The organism is Alcanivorax jadensis T9, from assembly GCF_000756655.1.
In the GTDB taxonomy this organism is placed as follows: domain Bacteria; phylum Pseudomonadota; class Gammaproteobacteria; order Pseudomonadales; family Alcanivoracaceae; genus Alcanivorax; species Alcanivorax jadensis.
Genome location: NZ_ARXU01000007.1, coordinates 94,834 through 109,551 on the forward strand (window position 1 = coordinate 94,834; position 14,718 = coordinate 109,551).

The 14,718-nt window shown below is 60.3% G+C and carries 13 protein-coding genes; 9 read left to right on the plus strand and 4 right to left on the minus strand.

Features of this window, described 5'->3' with window-relative positions; genetic code table 11:
* Window positions 1–4: 4 nt before the first annotated feature.
* On the plus strand, window positions 5–592 hold the full coding sequence (gene pth / locus T9A_RS10595; protein ID WP_035248247.1) for an aminoacyl-tRNA hydrolase: 588 nt from the start codon (window positions 5–7) through the stop codon (window positions 590–592).
* 134 nt (window positions 593–726) lie between these two features.
* Here the strand turns inward: pth and T9A_RS10600 are convergent, their stop codons facing one another.
* Window positions 727–1,467 (minus strand): glutathione S-transferase family protein, encoded by a 741-nt coding sequence (locus T9A_RS10600; protein WP_035248145.1) that lies wholly within the window; start codon window positions 1,465–1,467, stop codon window positions 727–729.
* Window positions 1,468–1,651: 184 nt separating this feature from the next.
* Between T9A_RS10600 and ychF the strand changes: the two genes are divergently transcribed.
* Complete coding sequence (ychF, locus tag T9A_RS10605) at window positions 1,652–2,743, plus strand: redox-regulated ATPase YchF (protein ID WP_035248147.1); 1,092 nt, start codon at window positions 1,652–1,654, stop codon at window positions 2,741–2,743.
* A gap of 193 nt (window positions 2,744–2,936) precedes the next feature.
* Here ychF and cysE read toward each other — a convergent pair whose 3' ends face one another.
* On the minus strand, window positions 2,937–3,704 hold the full coding sequence (gene cysE, locus T9A_RS10610; RefSeq protein WP_035248149.1) for a serine O-acetyltransferase: 768 nt from the start codon (window positions 3,702–3,704) through the stop codon (window positions 2,937–2,939).
* Window positions 3,705–3,754: 50 nt separating this feature from the next.
* The gene (locus T9A_RS10615; RefSeq protein WP_035248151.1) at window positions 3,755–4,528 is read right to left on the minus strand and encodes an RNA methyltransferase; all 774 of its coding nucleotides are present in this window, start codon (window positions 4,526–4,528) and stop codon (window positions 3,755–3,757) included.
* Window positions 4,529–4,712: 184 nt separating this feature from the next.
* On the opposite strand from T9A_RS10615, the gene T9A_RS10620 reads away from it, so the two are divergent.
* From T9A_RS10620 to T9A_RS10650, 7 genes are all read left to right on the plus strand, one after another.
* A complete protein-coding gene (locus T9A_RS10620; protein ID WP_035248152.1) occupies window positions 4,713–5,531 on the plus strand; it encodes an inositol monophosphatase family protein in 819 nt (272 codons plus the stop codon).
* A gap of 315 nt (window positions 5,532–5,846) precedes the next feature.
* Window positions 5,847–7,301 carry an NAD-dependent succinate-semialdehyde dehydrogenase gene (locus T9A_RS10625; protein WP_035248155.1) on the plus strand — a complete coding sequence of 485 codons (1,455 nt, stop codon included), beginning with the start codon at window positions 5,847–5,849 and terminating at the stop codon, window positions 7,299–7,301.
* 173 nt (window positions 7,302–7,474) lie between these two features.
* A complete protein-coding gene (locus T9A_RS10630; RefSeq protein WP_035248158.1) occupies window positions 7,475–8,614 on the plus strand; it encodes an isocitrate/isopropylmalate dehydrogenase family protein in 1,140 nt (379 codons plus the stop codon).
* Window positions 8,615–8,651: 37 nt separating this feature from the next.
* Window positions 8,652–9,938 (plus strand): aspartate aminotransferase family protein, encoded by a 1,287-nt coding sequence (locus tag T9A_RS10635; RefSeq protein WP_052042811.1) that lies wholly within the window; start codon window positions 8,652–8,654, stop codon window positions 9,936–9,938.
* Between the two features lie 36 nt (window positions 9,939–9,974).
* Window positions 9,975–10,946 carry a D-2-hydroxyacid dehydrogenase gene (locus T9A_RS10640; RefSeq protein ID WP_035248160.1) on the plus strand — a complete coding sequence of 324 codons (972 nt, stop codon included), beginning with the start codon at window positions 9,975–9,977 and terminating at the stop codon, window positions 10,944–10,946.
* Between the two features lie 77 nt (window positions 10,947–11,023).
* On the plus strand, window positions 11,024–12,430 hold the full coding sequence (locus T9A_RS10645; protein WP_035248162.1) for an amidase: 1,407 nt from the start codon (window positions 11,024–11,026) through the stop codon (window positions 12,428–12,430).
* A 66-nt stretch (window positions 12,431–12,496) separates the two neighbouring features.
* Complete coding sequence (locus tag T9A_RS10650; protein ID WP_035248164.1) at window positions 12,497–13,705, plus strand: pyridoxal phosphate-dependent aminotransferase; 1,209 nt, start codon at window positions 12,497–12,499, stop codon at window positions 13,703–13,705.
* Between the two features lie 88 nt (window positions 13,706–13,793).
* Here T9A_RS10650 and secF read toward each other — a convergent pair whose 3' ends face one another.
* The gene (gene secF, locus T9A_RS10655) at window positions 13,794–14,717 is read right to left on the minus strand and encodes a protein translocase subunit SecF (protein ID WP_084573474.1); all 924 of its coding nucleotides are present in this window, start codon (window positions 14,715–14,717) and stop codon (window positions 13,794–13,796) included.
* Between the last annotated feature and the right edge of the window lies 1 nt (window position 14,718).

Consider the following 14,718-nt stretch of genomic DNA (forward strand, 5'->3'; position numbering starts at 1 on the left):
GGCTGTGGCGGAACCGGTTCGACTGATCGTAGGCCTGGGTAACCCGGGTCGCGAATACGAGGACACCCGCCACAATGCCGGCGTCTGGTATGTGGACGCCCTGGCTCGTCGCCAGGGCGTTTTCCTTTCTGAAGACAAGAAATACTTCGGCCTTACCGGCACCTTTACCTTCGAAGGCGAAACCGTTCGTCTACTGGTCCCCACTACCTTCATGAACCGCAGTGGTCAGGCCACCGCCGCTCTGGCGAATTTCTTCAAGATTCCTGTCACGCAGATGCTCGTCGCCCATGACGAACTCGACCTGCCCCCCGGTTGTGCCCGCTTCAAACAAGGCGGCGGCCATGGCGGCCATAACGGTCTGCGCGACATCATCAGCAGGCATGGCAACAGCCGCGACTTCTACCGGCTACGCATCGGCATCGGCCACCCCGGCTCCGCCGACCGCGTCACTCCCCATGTACTCAACAAGCCCTCCCAGGCCGACCGCGACCTGATCGACCGCGCCATTGACGAAGCGGCCTATCACACCGCCGATATGCTGCGCGGGGATTTGAACGGGGCGATGAATCGACTGAACGGGTTTAAAGCCTGACGGTAGCTTCTAGCTTTGATCGCCCTACGGACGATTCCGTGCTTCGCACGGTTCGCCATGCAAGCATGGGCTCCTACTGCGGCCTCGTAGAAATGCCCCTTCCCTATCCAATGAGCTTAGCTCGTAGCTGATTATTATCTATCCTGCGCGTACATCGCCAACAGCCACTTACCCGCCGGCCGGGCTCGCCAATTTTCCATCTGCTTGCGCAATGTCGGCGACAGCGTTGTTTCATCGAACAGATCCCAGGGTGAGCCTTGCGGGCTAATTAACGGCGCCAGCATGCTGGCAGCGGTGATATCTGCCAGGCTGAAGCGGTCGCCCACCAGATACTGGCCTTGGCCTTTCTTCAACTCGCTTTCCAGCAACACCAAAGCCTCTTCCACCCGCTGCTCGGACCGCATCACCCGTTGCGGGTTGATGGCATAACCTCGACGTATTGCTTCACGAACCAGCGGCTTGGCCAACCGCTCCAAGGGGCCGGGCAGGCCGCAGTCGCCCACCAGGGCCGTCATTACTTCCGATCGATCCAGAATCTGACCGTACACCCAGCGCCGGACATGCACACCGTAACGGTCAAACTGCTGCTCCAGCTCAATCACCCGGGCACGCGCATCACCGGCCTTGGGCAACAGCGGCTGGTCGGGGTAATACTTTTCCAGGTAATAGGCAATTTTGGTGGAATCGCTCACCCGACGCTTGCCATCGCGCAGCAACGGCACCGTATTGGTACGGGCCAGCCAATGGGTACGCACCCGATGCGTCACCGGCAGCAGATTAACGGTACGGTACGCCAGACCCTTGTGGTCCAGCTGCCAGCGGGATTTCTCGCAATAATGGGAGATCGGGAACTGGTAAAGAATACGCTCGGCCATGGTGACTCTTGTTCAGTTTTGCGGACTGGCAGTCTAGCCGCACCCCGCCCCATCGTTAGCGGCAACAGCGCCTGACACGTCCGTCCCGCCAGCAACCCGGTTTCACCCTGATCCCACACCTGCCACGGTCGCTTTTTTGCCCCGGCTTGCGTAGCATTGCGGCCTCGAAAAACGGAGGTCTGTCATGGGTTTCAAATGCGGTATCGTCGGTCTGCCCAACGTGGGGAAATCCACCCTGTTCAACGCGCTGACCAAAGCGGGGATTGATGCCGAGAACTTCCCGTTCTGCACCATTGAGCCCAACACCGGGGTAGTACCGATTCCTGACCCGCGGATGGACAAGCTGTCCGCCATTGTCAGCCCGGAGCGGATAATGCCTGCCACCATGGAATTCGTGGATATCGCCGGCCTGGTGGCCGGGGCCTCCAAGGGCGAAGGCCTGGGTAACAAGTTTCTCGCCAACATCCGCGAGACAGATGCCATCGCCCACGTAGTGCGCTGTTTCGATGACGAAAATGTGATCCACGTGTCCGGCAAGGTCTCGCCACTGGATGATATCGACATCATCAACACCGAGCTGGCGCTGGCCGATCTGGACACCGTGGAGAAGGCCCACCTGCGTGCCACCAAAGCCGCCAAGGGGCAGGACAAGGACGCCAAGGGCCTGCTGCCCGTGCTGGACAAGGTACTGCCCGCCCTCAACGAAGGGGAACCGGCACGTTCCGTGGATCTGACCGATGATGAGCGCAAGGCCATCAAGAGTCTGAACCTGCTGACTCTGAAGCCGACCATGTACATCGCCAACGTGGACGAAGGCGGTTTTGAGGACAACGCCCTGCTGGACGCCGTGCGCGAACTGGCCGAGAAGGAAAATTCCTCCGTGGTGCCCATCTGCGCCAAGATCGAATCGGAAATTGCCGAGCTGGACGACGAAGAGAAAGCCGACTTCCTGGCCGACCTGGGCATGGAAGAGCCGGGCCTCAACCGGGTCATCCGCGCCGGCTTCAACCTGCTGGGTCTACAGACCTACTTCACGGCGGGCAAGAAGGAGGTCCGCGCCTGGACCATTCGCGTTGGCGCCACCGCCCCCCAGGCTGCCGGCGTGATCCACACCGACTTCGAGAAGGGCTTCATCCGCGCCGAAGTCACCGCCTACGATGACTATGTCGAGAATAACGGCGAGGCCGGCGCCAAGGATGCCGGCAAATGGCGCCTGGAAGGCAAGGAATATATCGTCAAGGACGGCGACGTAGTGCACTTCCGGTTTAACGTCTGAAGCATAGCGACTAGCCGCGAGCTTCTAGCTCAACAAAAAAGGCCGCACCCTTCCGGGGCGGCCTTTTCTTTGTTCGTAGGAGCGGCGCTCGAGCCGCGAACGTACTTGCGAATGCTTTCCCGGACGTCCCCTTTGGGCTTCGCGACTCATCCTTGCAGAGCACAGAGAGCGTCGCTCCTACGGTGCCAATAGCTTAGTCTGTTCCGCCGGCGTTGACCGGCTCGAAGTCTTCATCCTTCAACTCCGGTAACTTCTCGTCACACCCCTGAATCCCCTGCTTCTTGAGATTATTGCAGACCCGGTCCAGCTTGTTGTCGACCGCGTGCATGTGATCCAGAAGAAGATGAATGGCTTCGGCCACCGGGTCGGGCATGTCGTTGCTGACACCATAGGCCTGAAAGCCGATCTTCTCTGCCATTTCCTGACGGTTCTTTTCCGTCTCGGTAATCGGCTTACTGACCACCCGGCCGGGAATGCCTATCACCGTCGCCCCTTCCGGCACCTCCTTGGTGACCACGGAGTTGGAGCCGATCTTGGCGTTCTTGTGTACGGTGAACGGACCCAGCACCTTGGCACCGGCACCGACCACCACGCCATCCTCGAGGGTCGGGTGGCGCTTGCCTTTGCTCCAGCTGGTGCCACCCAGAGTGACGCCATGATAGAGCGTCACGTCATCGCCAATTTCTGCGGTTTCACCAATCACCACCCCCATGCCGTGGTCGATAAAGAAACGTCGACCGATTTTGGCGCCGGGATGAATTTCGATGCCGGTCATCCAGCGGGCGAAGGTGGAAACGAAGCGCGCCAGTTGCTTGAAATTACGCCTCCACAAGCCATGGGCAAGACGATGAAACAGCACCGCATGCAGGCCAGGGTAATTGAGCAACACTTCCAGCGTGTTGCGCGCCGCGGGGTCCCGGTGGAATACCGACGCGATGTCCTCGCGTACTCGATCAAACATAGATACCTCGTCTTGGGCATAGCCGGTTGGATAACACGGGGGAGCGCGTGCTACTTCCCGTCATTGCTCGGCATTTTTCTTTCCAGCGCCACCAGCACACCACGCAGAATACTCATTTCCATTTTGTCCGGTCGCGCGCGCATAAACAAACGGCGCATGCGCGTCATGACCTGGCCAGGCTGCTGCGGATTGAGGAAACCGCTCTGCGCCATGACCTTCTCAAGATGATCCAGGAAACCGGCCACCGCTTCATTACTGGCCAGCGGCTCATCCCAGAACATCTCCGGCAGCGGCATGGCCTCGCGACGGGAACGGGATTCCTTGAGATCGAAATCATCGCCCAGCAGAGCCATGCGCAGCTCATAACTGATTAATTGGACCGCCGACGCCACATTCAAGACCCCGTACTCGGGATTGGTGGGCACGCTCACATGCAGATTACAGCGGCGCAGCTCGTCATTGGTGAGCCCCCGGTCCTCACGACCGAACAGCACCGCAATACGGGTGTCATCCGGCTCGTGGGACAATTGCGCCGCCAGTTGTCGGGGCGTCAGACAGGGCCAGGGAATACGCCGCTGGCGGGCGCTGGTACCGATCACCAGGGTGGCGCCTTCCAGAGCCTCATCCAGGGTCTCGCAGACCTGGGCGGCTTCCAGCACGTCTCCTGCCCCGGAAGCCCGGGCAGTGGCTTCCACGGACGGGTAATCACGGGGCTGGATGAGTCTCAGGTCCGACATGCCCATGGTTTTCATGGCCCGGGCTGCGGCACCAATATTGCCGGGATGGGTGGTTTCCACCATCACAATACGCACATTTTCTAGCATGGAAGAGGTACCTGTACTCGGGTCTGGCCGGAAAAGGCGGCAATGTTATCATGGGAATCACTGAATAATCCCTTAAGTGGCGCCTAACGCTGCCCTGATCGCGCAGGCTCTGCTACAATCCGCGCCCCGGTTTATTTGGCCGGGCGCTCTTTGACAGCCCTAATACTTTTTTGAGGACAGATGCATGCATGCGCCGCAAGTGAATATTGCCCTGCGAGCCGCCCGTCAGGCGGGTAACCTGATTCGTCGTGCCGCCGAAAGCAATGACCCGTTATCTGTCAGCAAGAAAGGGATGAACGACTTCGTCACCGAAGTGGATCGTGCCGCCGAGCAGCGCATCATCGAGGTCATCCTCAAGGCCTACCCGGATCACAGCATCCTGGCCGAGGAATCCGGCGAAACCCGCGGCAAGGGTGACGGAGCTGACTATCAGTGGGTGATCGACCCGCTGGATGGCACCACCAACTTCATTCATGGCTTTCCCCAGTACTGCGTCTCCATTGCCCTGAAATACCGCGGCAAGCTGGAACACGCGGTCATTTACGATCCCAACCGGGATGAAGAATTTACCGCCAGCCGTGGTCGCGGCGCTGCCCTTAACGGCCGCCGTATCCGCTGCACCAACCGCCCCGGTCTGGAAGGCTGCCTGATCGGCACCGGTTTCCCGTTCCGCAAGGACCAGGCGCCACACATGGACGCCTACCTGGGCATGTTTGCCGACATCGCTGCTGCCACCGCCGGCCTGCGCCGCCCGGGCTCTGCGGCCCTGGACCTGGCCTGGCTGGCCGCTGGCCGCCTGGACGGCTTCTTCGAATTCGGCCTGTCCGAGTGGGATCTGGCCGCCGGCGCCCTGCTGATCACCGAAGCCGGTGGCCTGGTGGGCGACCTGAGCGGTGGCCACAAATTCCTGGAAAGCGGCGGCATCGTTGCCGGCAGCCCGAAAGTCTTCAAGGGGCTGCTGCAGAAGATCAAGCCGCACCTGAACGACGGTTTGCGTCGATAGATTTTCTATCGGACGTCGTTGTAGGCGCGCCGCTTGAGGCGCGAATCGGCAAAATTCGAGGCGAGTACCGAGAAGCGAGTCGCGAAAGGCGATACGAACTTCGGTTTTGATTTTCGTTACTCGCTTCTCGGTACTCGCTCCGTATCATTCGCGCCTCAAGCGGCGCTCCTACGGCCGCGTTATTGCAACGCCCTCCCTGCGCCTTCCTGTCTTTTCCTTAGACCCCGAACCGATTTTTCTCTTCCGGCATGGACATCTGCCCTTGCTTTGCTAGCGTAATACGCAACACGCTGCAAAAAGCTCGGGAGATGTACGATGACGGTTACCCTCACTGACAACGCCCTGTTTCGCCAGCAGTGCTATATCAATGGCCGCTGGTGCGATGCGGATGACGGCGCCACCTTCACCGTGACCAACCCGGCCACTGATGAAAGCCTGGGCACCTCGCCGCGGATGGGCGAAGCAGAAACCCGCCAGGCCATCGATGCCGCCCACGGGGCTTTTCCTGCCTGGCGGGATCTGCCCGCCGCGCAACGGGCCGTTTTACTGGAGGCCTGGCACGACCTGATGATGGAACACCAGGATGATCTGGGGCGACTGATGACCCTGGAACAGGGCAAGCCCCTGGCCGAGGCGAAGGGCGAAATCGCCTATGCCGCCTCCTTCCTGAAATGGTTTGCCGAGGAGGCGCGGCGCGCCTACGGCGATACCATCCCTGCCCCCAAGCCGGGCCAGCGGATTGTGGTGATCAAACAACCCATCGGCGTCACCGCCGCCATCACCCCCTGGAATTTCCCCTCGTCCATGATCACCCGCAAGGCCGGGGCCGCTCTGGCAGCCGGCTGCACCATGGTGGTCAAACCCGCCAGCGCCACCCCCTACTCCGCCCTGGCGCTGGCTGAGCTGGCCGAGCGCGCGGGCATTCCCGCTGGCGTGTTCAATGTGATTACCGGCAGCGCCGGGGCCATTTCCACCGCCCTCACTGACTCGCCCATTCTTCGCAAACTGAGCTTTACCGGGTCCACCGAAGTGGGCTCCAAGCTGATGGCCCAGTGCGCCAAGCACATTCAGAAAGTGTCCCTGGAACTGGGCGGCAACGCGCCCTTTATCGTCTTTGACGATGCCAACCTGGACAAGGCCGTGGAAGGCGCCATGGCCAGCAAGTTCCGCAACACTGGCCAGACCTGCGTGTGCGTTAACCGCTTTCTGGTACAGGACAGCATCCACGATGCTTTCGTGGAAAAGCTGAAAACCGCCATCGAGGCCATGAAAGTCGGTGATGGTCTGGAAGATGGCGTCAGCCAGGCGGCCCTGATCAACCGCGATGCCGCCGACAAGGTCATGGAGCATCTGGAAGATGCCCTGGGCAAGGGCGCCAAAGTGGTTACCGGCGGTCAACGCCATCAGCGAGGTGGCAACTTCGTGCAGCCCACCCTGATCACCGGCGTGACCACCGATGCGCAACTCTGCCAGGAAGAGACCTTTGGCCCGCTGGCCGCTGTGATTCCATTCCGCACGGAAGAGGACGCCATTCGCATTGCCAACGACACCCCCTACGGCCTGGCCGCCTATTTCTACAGCGACAACATCCACCGCTGCTGGCGCGTGGCAGAAGCACTGGAAAGCGGCATGGTGGGCGTCAACGAAGGTCTGATCTCCAACGCCGCCGCCCCCTTCGGCGGGGTCAAGGAATCCGGCCTGGGCCGCGAAGGTTCCCACCAGGGCATGGACGAATACCTGGAAGACAAGTACCTGTGTATGGGTAGCTAACAACAGCTTCACAAGACAGACTGCAAGCTGGGCTTTATCGCATCGCTTGCAGAAACCGGAGCGCTTCACCTCCACACAAACAGGCTTGCATCGCGGGCACGCATTGCCGCCACGGCCCAGACAGCCTGTATTGCAGCGTGGAGATAGCGACCTGCAGCTGATAAGGAGGCGGAATGGGACAAGCGTTGAACATCGCCCTGCTCCCCGGTGACGGCATCGGCCCGGAAGTAATGGACGTGGCGGAGGCGGTGCTGGACCTGCTGATACAGCGCTACCAGCTGCCGTTGGGGCATACCCGCTTTGACTGGCCTTCCCATGCCTGGCATCAGAGCCACGGCCAGATGATGCCCAGCGACGGGGTTGCACAACTGCGCGAATTTGATGCCATGCTGCTGGGCGCCCTGGGTGACCCGGGGCCGCTGGAAGACTCTTCCCGTTTTGTCCTTTCCGACAGCGTCTCGCTGGCGCCATTACTGGCCCTGCGTAAACAGCTGGACCTGTGGGCCTGCGAACGCCCGGCCCGCTGGCTGCCCGGCGCGCCCCAGTATCTGGCCGACCCGCGCGCCCGAGAGGTGGACATGCTGGTAATCCGCGAAAACAGTGAAGGCGAATACAGCGGCCAAGGTGGCCGGCTCGCCCCGGGTACAGCACAGGAAGTGGCCACCCAGGTAGAAGTGTTCACCGCCCGCGCCACCGAACGGCTGATCCGCCATGCGTTCCGACGGGCCCGTCAACGGTCCACCCAGCGGGAGGTTCCGCGCCAGTTCAAGAACGACAAGCACGCCCAGGTGTGCCTGATCACCAAACGCAACGCCCAGCCCTTCTGGGGCGACCTGTACACCGACACCTTTCACCGCATCGCCGCCGAGTTCCCCGATGTGGACATCCATCACGAGCTGGTGGATGCCGCCTGCATGAAGTTCGTACAGTGCCCCTGGCGCTTCGACGTGGTCGTCGCCAGCAATCTGCACGGCGACATTCTTACCGACCTGGCGGCGGTACTGTGTGGCGGCCCGGGCCTGGCCCCATCCGCCAACCTGAACCCGGATGAACCGTCGCTGCCGGCACTGTTCGAACCCGTGCACGGCAGCGCCCCGGATATTGCCGGCCAGAACCTGGCCGACCCCCGCGCTACCCTGATGAGCCTGGCCATGCTGCTAGACAATCTGGCCCACCATCACCCGGCCATCGGCAGCGCGGCACAACATCTGCATGACCTGATCCAGGCAGACCTAGCCCGCGAGGCAAACGGCGAAGCCTTTTCGGGCACCCGGGAAACCGGACAACGGCTATGTCAGTGGCTGGCAGCCTGAAGCGGCGCTGGCAAGCCAACAACAGAAAGGAGGCACTATGAGTCACCTGTCCCCCCTGCTGGTGCAATCCAGCGGTATTTGTGCGGAGCGCGGCGAAGGAAACTGGCTCTACGACCAGGATGGCAATCGCTGGCTGGATTTCACCTCCGGTATCGGTGTGACCTCCACCGGGCACTGTCACCCCAAAGTGGTGGCCGCCGCTCAGGAGCAGGTCGGCAAACTGGTCCATGCGCAATATGCCACCGTCAAACATCCCAACCTGCTTGAACTGACTGACCGGCTCTACAAGCATCTCCCAGCACATATGGATGCTGTCGCGTTTTCCAATTCCGGCAGTGAATCCGTGGAAGCGGCATTTCGCCTGGCACGCCAGGCTACCGGTCGCCCCAACATTGTGGTGTTTCGGGGCGGCTTCCATGGCAGGACCATGGGCGCGGCCTCGCTGACTACCTCCAACAACAAGGTGCGCACCGGCTGGGCCCCGCTGATGGCCGGCGTGTCGGTTGCTCCCTTCCCGCATTCTTACCGCTATGGCTGGGACGAAGACACCACGGTGGACTTCTGTCTGGAAGAACTCGACCACCTGATGATTACCGAGTGCAACCCCAAGGACACTGCGGCCATCATCATCGAACCGGTTCAAGGTGAATACGGCTACTACCCGGCGCCGAAACGCTTCATGGAAGGCCTGCAGGCACGTTGCAAGGAACATGGCATCCTGCTGATTATGGACGAGATCCAGGCTGGCTATGGGCGCACCGGCAAGTTCTGGAGCCACGAACACAGCGGAGTATCCGGCGATATCCTGATCACAGCCAAAGGGCTGGCCAGTGGTTATCCGCTGTCTGCCATTGCTGCCAGCAAATCTCTCATGGACAAGGGCTACCCGGGCTCCCAGGGCGGTACCTACGGCGCCAATGCGGTTGCCTGTGCCGCAGCCATCGCCACACTGGACGTGATCGAAGAAGAAGGGCTGGTAGAGCACGCCCGCGAGATGGGTGACTACCTGCTGGAAAAACTCACCGCCATTCAACAGGATTTCCCCTGTATCGAAGAGATACGCGGCCAGGGCCTCATGCTCGGCGCCGAGATCACCAGCTCACCGGGCGTGGCGGATGGCGACCACGCTGCTGCCATTCTCAAGGCCTGCGAGGATGATGGCGTCCTGCTGCTTCGCTGTGGTCACAAGGGACAGGTGGTTCGCTGGCTTCCTGCGCTCAACGTGACACGGGAGGAAATCGATATCGCCGTGGGCGCCTTCGCCAAGGCGCTGGCCAGCACGTGCAAGAATCAGGATAAGCGCTGCTCAAGCTGCAAAAGCTAACATTCGAAAGCCACCGGAAAGTGAAAGAGTCACATTATGAGCAAACCGGTAATTACGGTACTGATGGCCGAAGATGAGCCGCCCATGCCCGGGCTTGAAGCCCTTGAAGGGCAAGCGGTGGTTCGCGAGGCACGGCATCGGGAGGAACTGGAAGCGGCACTTCCGGAAACGGAAATTCTGCTGGTGACGGATTTTCGCACCGACATGCTGCAGGAAGTCTGGCCGGATCCCTGCAACATACGCTGGATACATGCCACCAGTGCGGGGGTGGATGCCCTGATGATTCCACCGGTCCGTGACAGCGATATCCCAGTCACCAATGCCAGAGGTATCTTTGACCGCGGTATTGCCGAATATGTGCTCGGCGCCATGCTGCTGTTTGCCAAAGACACGCTCACCAACCTGTCTTTGATGAAGCAGCATCGCTGGCAACATCGGGAAACCCGTCTGCTGCGAGGCAGTCGGGCACTGGTCGTGGGGGCCGGCTCCATTGGCCGGGAAGTGGCAACCGTACTGGGCGCCATGGGTGTCAGCGTGGTGGGCACCGCCCGTAACGCCCGGGAGGATGCGGCTTTCGAGCGGGTTCATGCCCAACAGGATCTGCCTGATCTTCTCCCGGAAGCAGACTACGTCATCATCACTGCACCACTGACGCCGCAGACCGAAGGGTTGTTCGACGCCGACCAGTTCCTGCGCATGAAACCTGGCGCGGTACTGATCAATGTGGGTCGCGGCCCGATCGTGGAAACCTCGGCTCTGCTTGCCGCATTGCAAAGCGGACGCCTGGGAGGGGTCGCTCTGGATGTATTCGAAGAAGAGCCCCTGCACGCCAACCACCCGCTCTGGGATGAACCCAACGCGATGCTGTCCGCTCATATGGCTGGTGATTTTATTGGCTGGCGTGCGGCGCTGGGGCAACAATTTGTCGATAACTTTCAACGCTGGCAGAAGGGAGAGCCCCTGAACAACCCGGTCAGCAAGGAACACGGCTATGTCAGTAATGCCTGAGGTCTGAGCCAGACAAGAACCCCAGCAGCGTACTGCGCAGAGCAAGACAGGATTAGCGTCAACCAGGAGCGATGCCGATGAGCAAGGAACTACTGACCATGAGCGCCCAGGCGCTGAAAGCCGCCTACCAGACCGGCGCCCTATCCCCAGTGGAGGTTTGCTCCAACCTGTTGGACCATATCGAGAAACATGATCAGGCGTTGAATGCCTGGTGCCTGATTGACCGCGACACCACCCTGCAATGGGCGCGGGAATCAGAACAACGCTATCAGCAAGGCACATCAGAAGGGCTGCTGGATGGCGTACCTGTGGCCGTCAAGGATGTCTTCCTCACCCCCATGTGGCCGACCCTGAAAGGCTCCAGAACCATCGATCCGGCCTCCACGCTGAACAAGCGTTCGCCGGCAGTAGCCGCTCTGGAACGCCATGGTTATGTTCCTCTGGGCAAGACCACAACCCCGGAGTTCGGCTGGAAGGGCATTACCGATAGCCCCATGTGCGGGCCCACCAACAACCCCTGGGATCCTTCTAAAACCGCCGGCGGGAGTAGCGGCGGCAGTTCCGCCGCGGTCTCCGCAGGCATGGCCCCACTGGCTCTCGGCACCGATGCCGGCGGCTCCATCCGCATCCCCGCCAGCTTCTGCGGTATCGTCGGCCACAAGCCGACCTTCAGTGAAGTCCCTCACTGGCCCGCCAGCCCGTTTGGCACCCTCGCCCACGCCGGCCCGATGACGCGCACCGTAGCGGATGCGGCCTTGATGATGAACGTGATGTGCGAAGCCGATGCCCGCGACAGCCTGGCCGCACCCCGCCGTCATATAGACTATCTGGCGGCTCTGGACCAGCCCATGAAAGGGCTGAAAATCGCCATGAGCACCAATCTGGGTTATGTGGATGTGGATCCGGACATCGAGAAAGCGTTCAAGGACGCGGCCAAGGTATTTGAAGATCTGGGCGCGACCATCACCGAGGCCGACCCCGGATTCAGCAACCCGCTGGCCGCCTTCAGCCACCTTTTCTATAGCGGTGCGGCCAATGCCATGCGTGATCTCGGTGAGCGCCAACGTAGCCTGATGGATCCGGCGCTGATTGAAGTTGCCACCAAGGCCGAGAAACTCTCCATGCTGGATTATCTGGGCGCCATGAACGAGCGAATGGCGGTCAGTGAACGCATGGCGGTCTTCCACACCAAATACGATCTGCTGATCACCCCGACGCTGCCCCTGGGGGCGTTCGACACCAACCGCGAAGTGCCGGTGGACTGGCCCAGCACCCGCTGGCCCACCTGGACCCCGTTTACCTATCCGTTCAACCTTACCGGACAGCCTGCACTGTCAGTGCCCATGGGGCTGGACAGCAACGGTTTGCCCATGGGGCTGCAGATTGTGGGTGCGCGTTTCGATGATGCCCGGGTCCTGGCTGCCGGCCACGCCTTCGAGCAAGCCAAGCCGTTTACCGTGTTGCCACCGTTGCTGCAAAACTAAAAAAAGGTCTTTGCGAGGGGCGTAGTCGACACCTCTACAGAGCAGCGAATCAAAGAGAAGGAGCACATGATGGGCAATATCAATCTGGATACGGATTTCTACGAAAGCGAAGACCCGATCTGGAATCCGGCGCTGCTCACCATTCCGGTGCCGGGCATTCGCCGCATGGTGAATCTGGCGTCGGACCTGGATAACGTGATTCACCTTTCCATTGGCCAACCGGACTTCAAGCCACCTGACCATGTCATCCAGGCCGCCGTGGACGCACTGAACGCAGGGCAAACCGGCTACACCATGGACGCGGGCCTCCCGGAACTGCTCGAAGCCCTGGCCGAATATTACAGCCACCGATACCAACGTCCTTTGGTGCCGGAAAACCTGATGATCACCACTGGCGCCACCGAGGCAATCTATCTGGCGCTCACGGCCACTTCCGCACCCGGACGGGAGTTCATCGTCCCAGACCCGTCGTTCATGCTTTACGGCCCCCTGATCCGCATGAATGGCGGCACTGTAAAGAGCATTGCTACCCGCGCAGAGAACAATCACCAACTGGACCCCCAGGAAGTGATTGATGCCATGGGGCCAAATACCTTTGCCGTGGTACTCAATTCCCCCAGCAACCCAACAGGGACCATCTATCCACGGGAGACCATCGAAGCCATCGTGGAAGAAGCGGCCTACCGGGGCATTCATGTGATCAGCGACGAGGTCTATGACCACCTGATCTATGATGGCCGGGATTATCCCAGCGTGCTGTCATGCTGCTCGGACCTGGACCATGTCATGGTGATCAGCAGTTTTTCGAAGACGTTTTCCATGGCCGGCATGCGCATCGGCTGGCTGATCGGCAGCCAGGGCGCCATCAAGAAACTGCGGCGTTACCACATGTTCACCACTACCGTGGCCAACACTCCCTGTCAGTGGGCCGGTGTCGCCGCCCTGCGCGGCAGCAATGATTTTATTGACGGCATGGTGGCGGAATACCAGCACCGTCGCGACCGGCTGGTGGAACTGGTGGAGCAGACCCCATACCTGACCGGCTACCGACCGGACGGCGCTTTCTACCTGTTCCCGTCCCTGCCGGACGGCGTGGATGGCGCCAATGTGGCCCTGAAACTGCTACGCGAGACCGGCGTCTGCACCATCCCCGGCGACACCTTCGGCGAAGCCGGCAAAAACGCCCTGCGCATCAGCTATTCCACCTCCCTGGACCAGATCGAGGAAGCCTTTGAACGCATTATCCCATGGATGAAAAAACAAAATTTCGGGTAATAAAACACCAAAACGCCAGACACAAAAAAGCCGCGAACAATCGCGGCTTTTTTGGTTTAGCTATTAATTGTTTACTATTCACTGTCTTTTATGGTGTTTCATCCAGTTCTTCCGGTTCCGGAATCAGGAAGTCTTCCTTGTCGACCTTCATCATGAACAGGATGTTGGTCACCACGTAGATGGAGGAATACGTCCCCACCAGCACACCCACGATCAGCGCTTCAGAAAACGCCTTCATGACTTCGCCACCGAAGAAGAACAATGCCACCAGCACCAGCAACGTCGTCAACGAGGTGTTGATGGTTCGGGTCATGGTCTGGTTCACCGCACCATTAATAATGGCCACCGGATCTGTTTCACGGGTATTGCGGAACTCGTCGCGAATCCGGTCCGCCACCACGATGGAATCGTTCAGTGAGTAACCGATAAGCGCCAGCACTGCCGCCAGCACCGTCAGATCAAACGGCCATTGCAACAATGAAAACAGACCCAGCACAACAATCACGTCATGGAACAGGGCCACTACAGTGGCCACCCCGAACTTGTTGGAAAAGCGGAACCAGACGTAGAGCATCATCAGCCCCAGCGCCAGCAACATGGCGGTGCCGGATTCATCGCGGAGCTCATCGCCCACTTGCGGGCCAACAAATTCCACCTTCAGCAATTCCAGATCACCGTTGCCCGCCTTGAGCACGTCAAACACGACATAGCCAATCTTGTCCGCATCGACACTGTCCTTGGGGGCCACCCGAATATTCACTTCCTTGGGCGAACCATAATGCTGAACCACCGCATCACCAAAGCCGGCTTCGGCCAGGTCCGCCCGGGTCTGGGACAGCTCCACATCCACCGGGCTTTTCACCACGATGGTGGTGCCGCCAGTAAAATCCAGGCCCAGGTTCAGGCCACGGGTCACCAACAGAATCACGGAGATGACCACCAGCGCAATGGACAGCATGCCCAGGGGTTTCCGGGCAGCCATGAAATTGATGTTCCTTTCTTCCTTACTCATC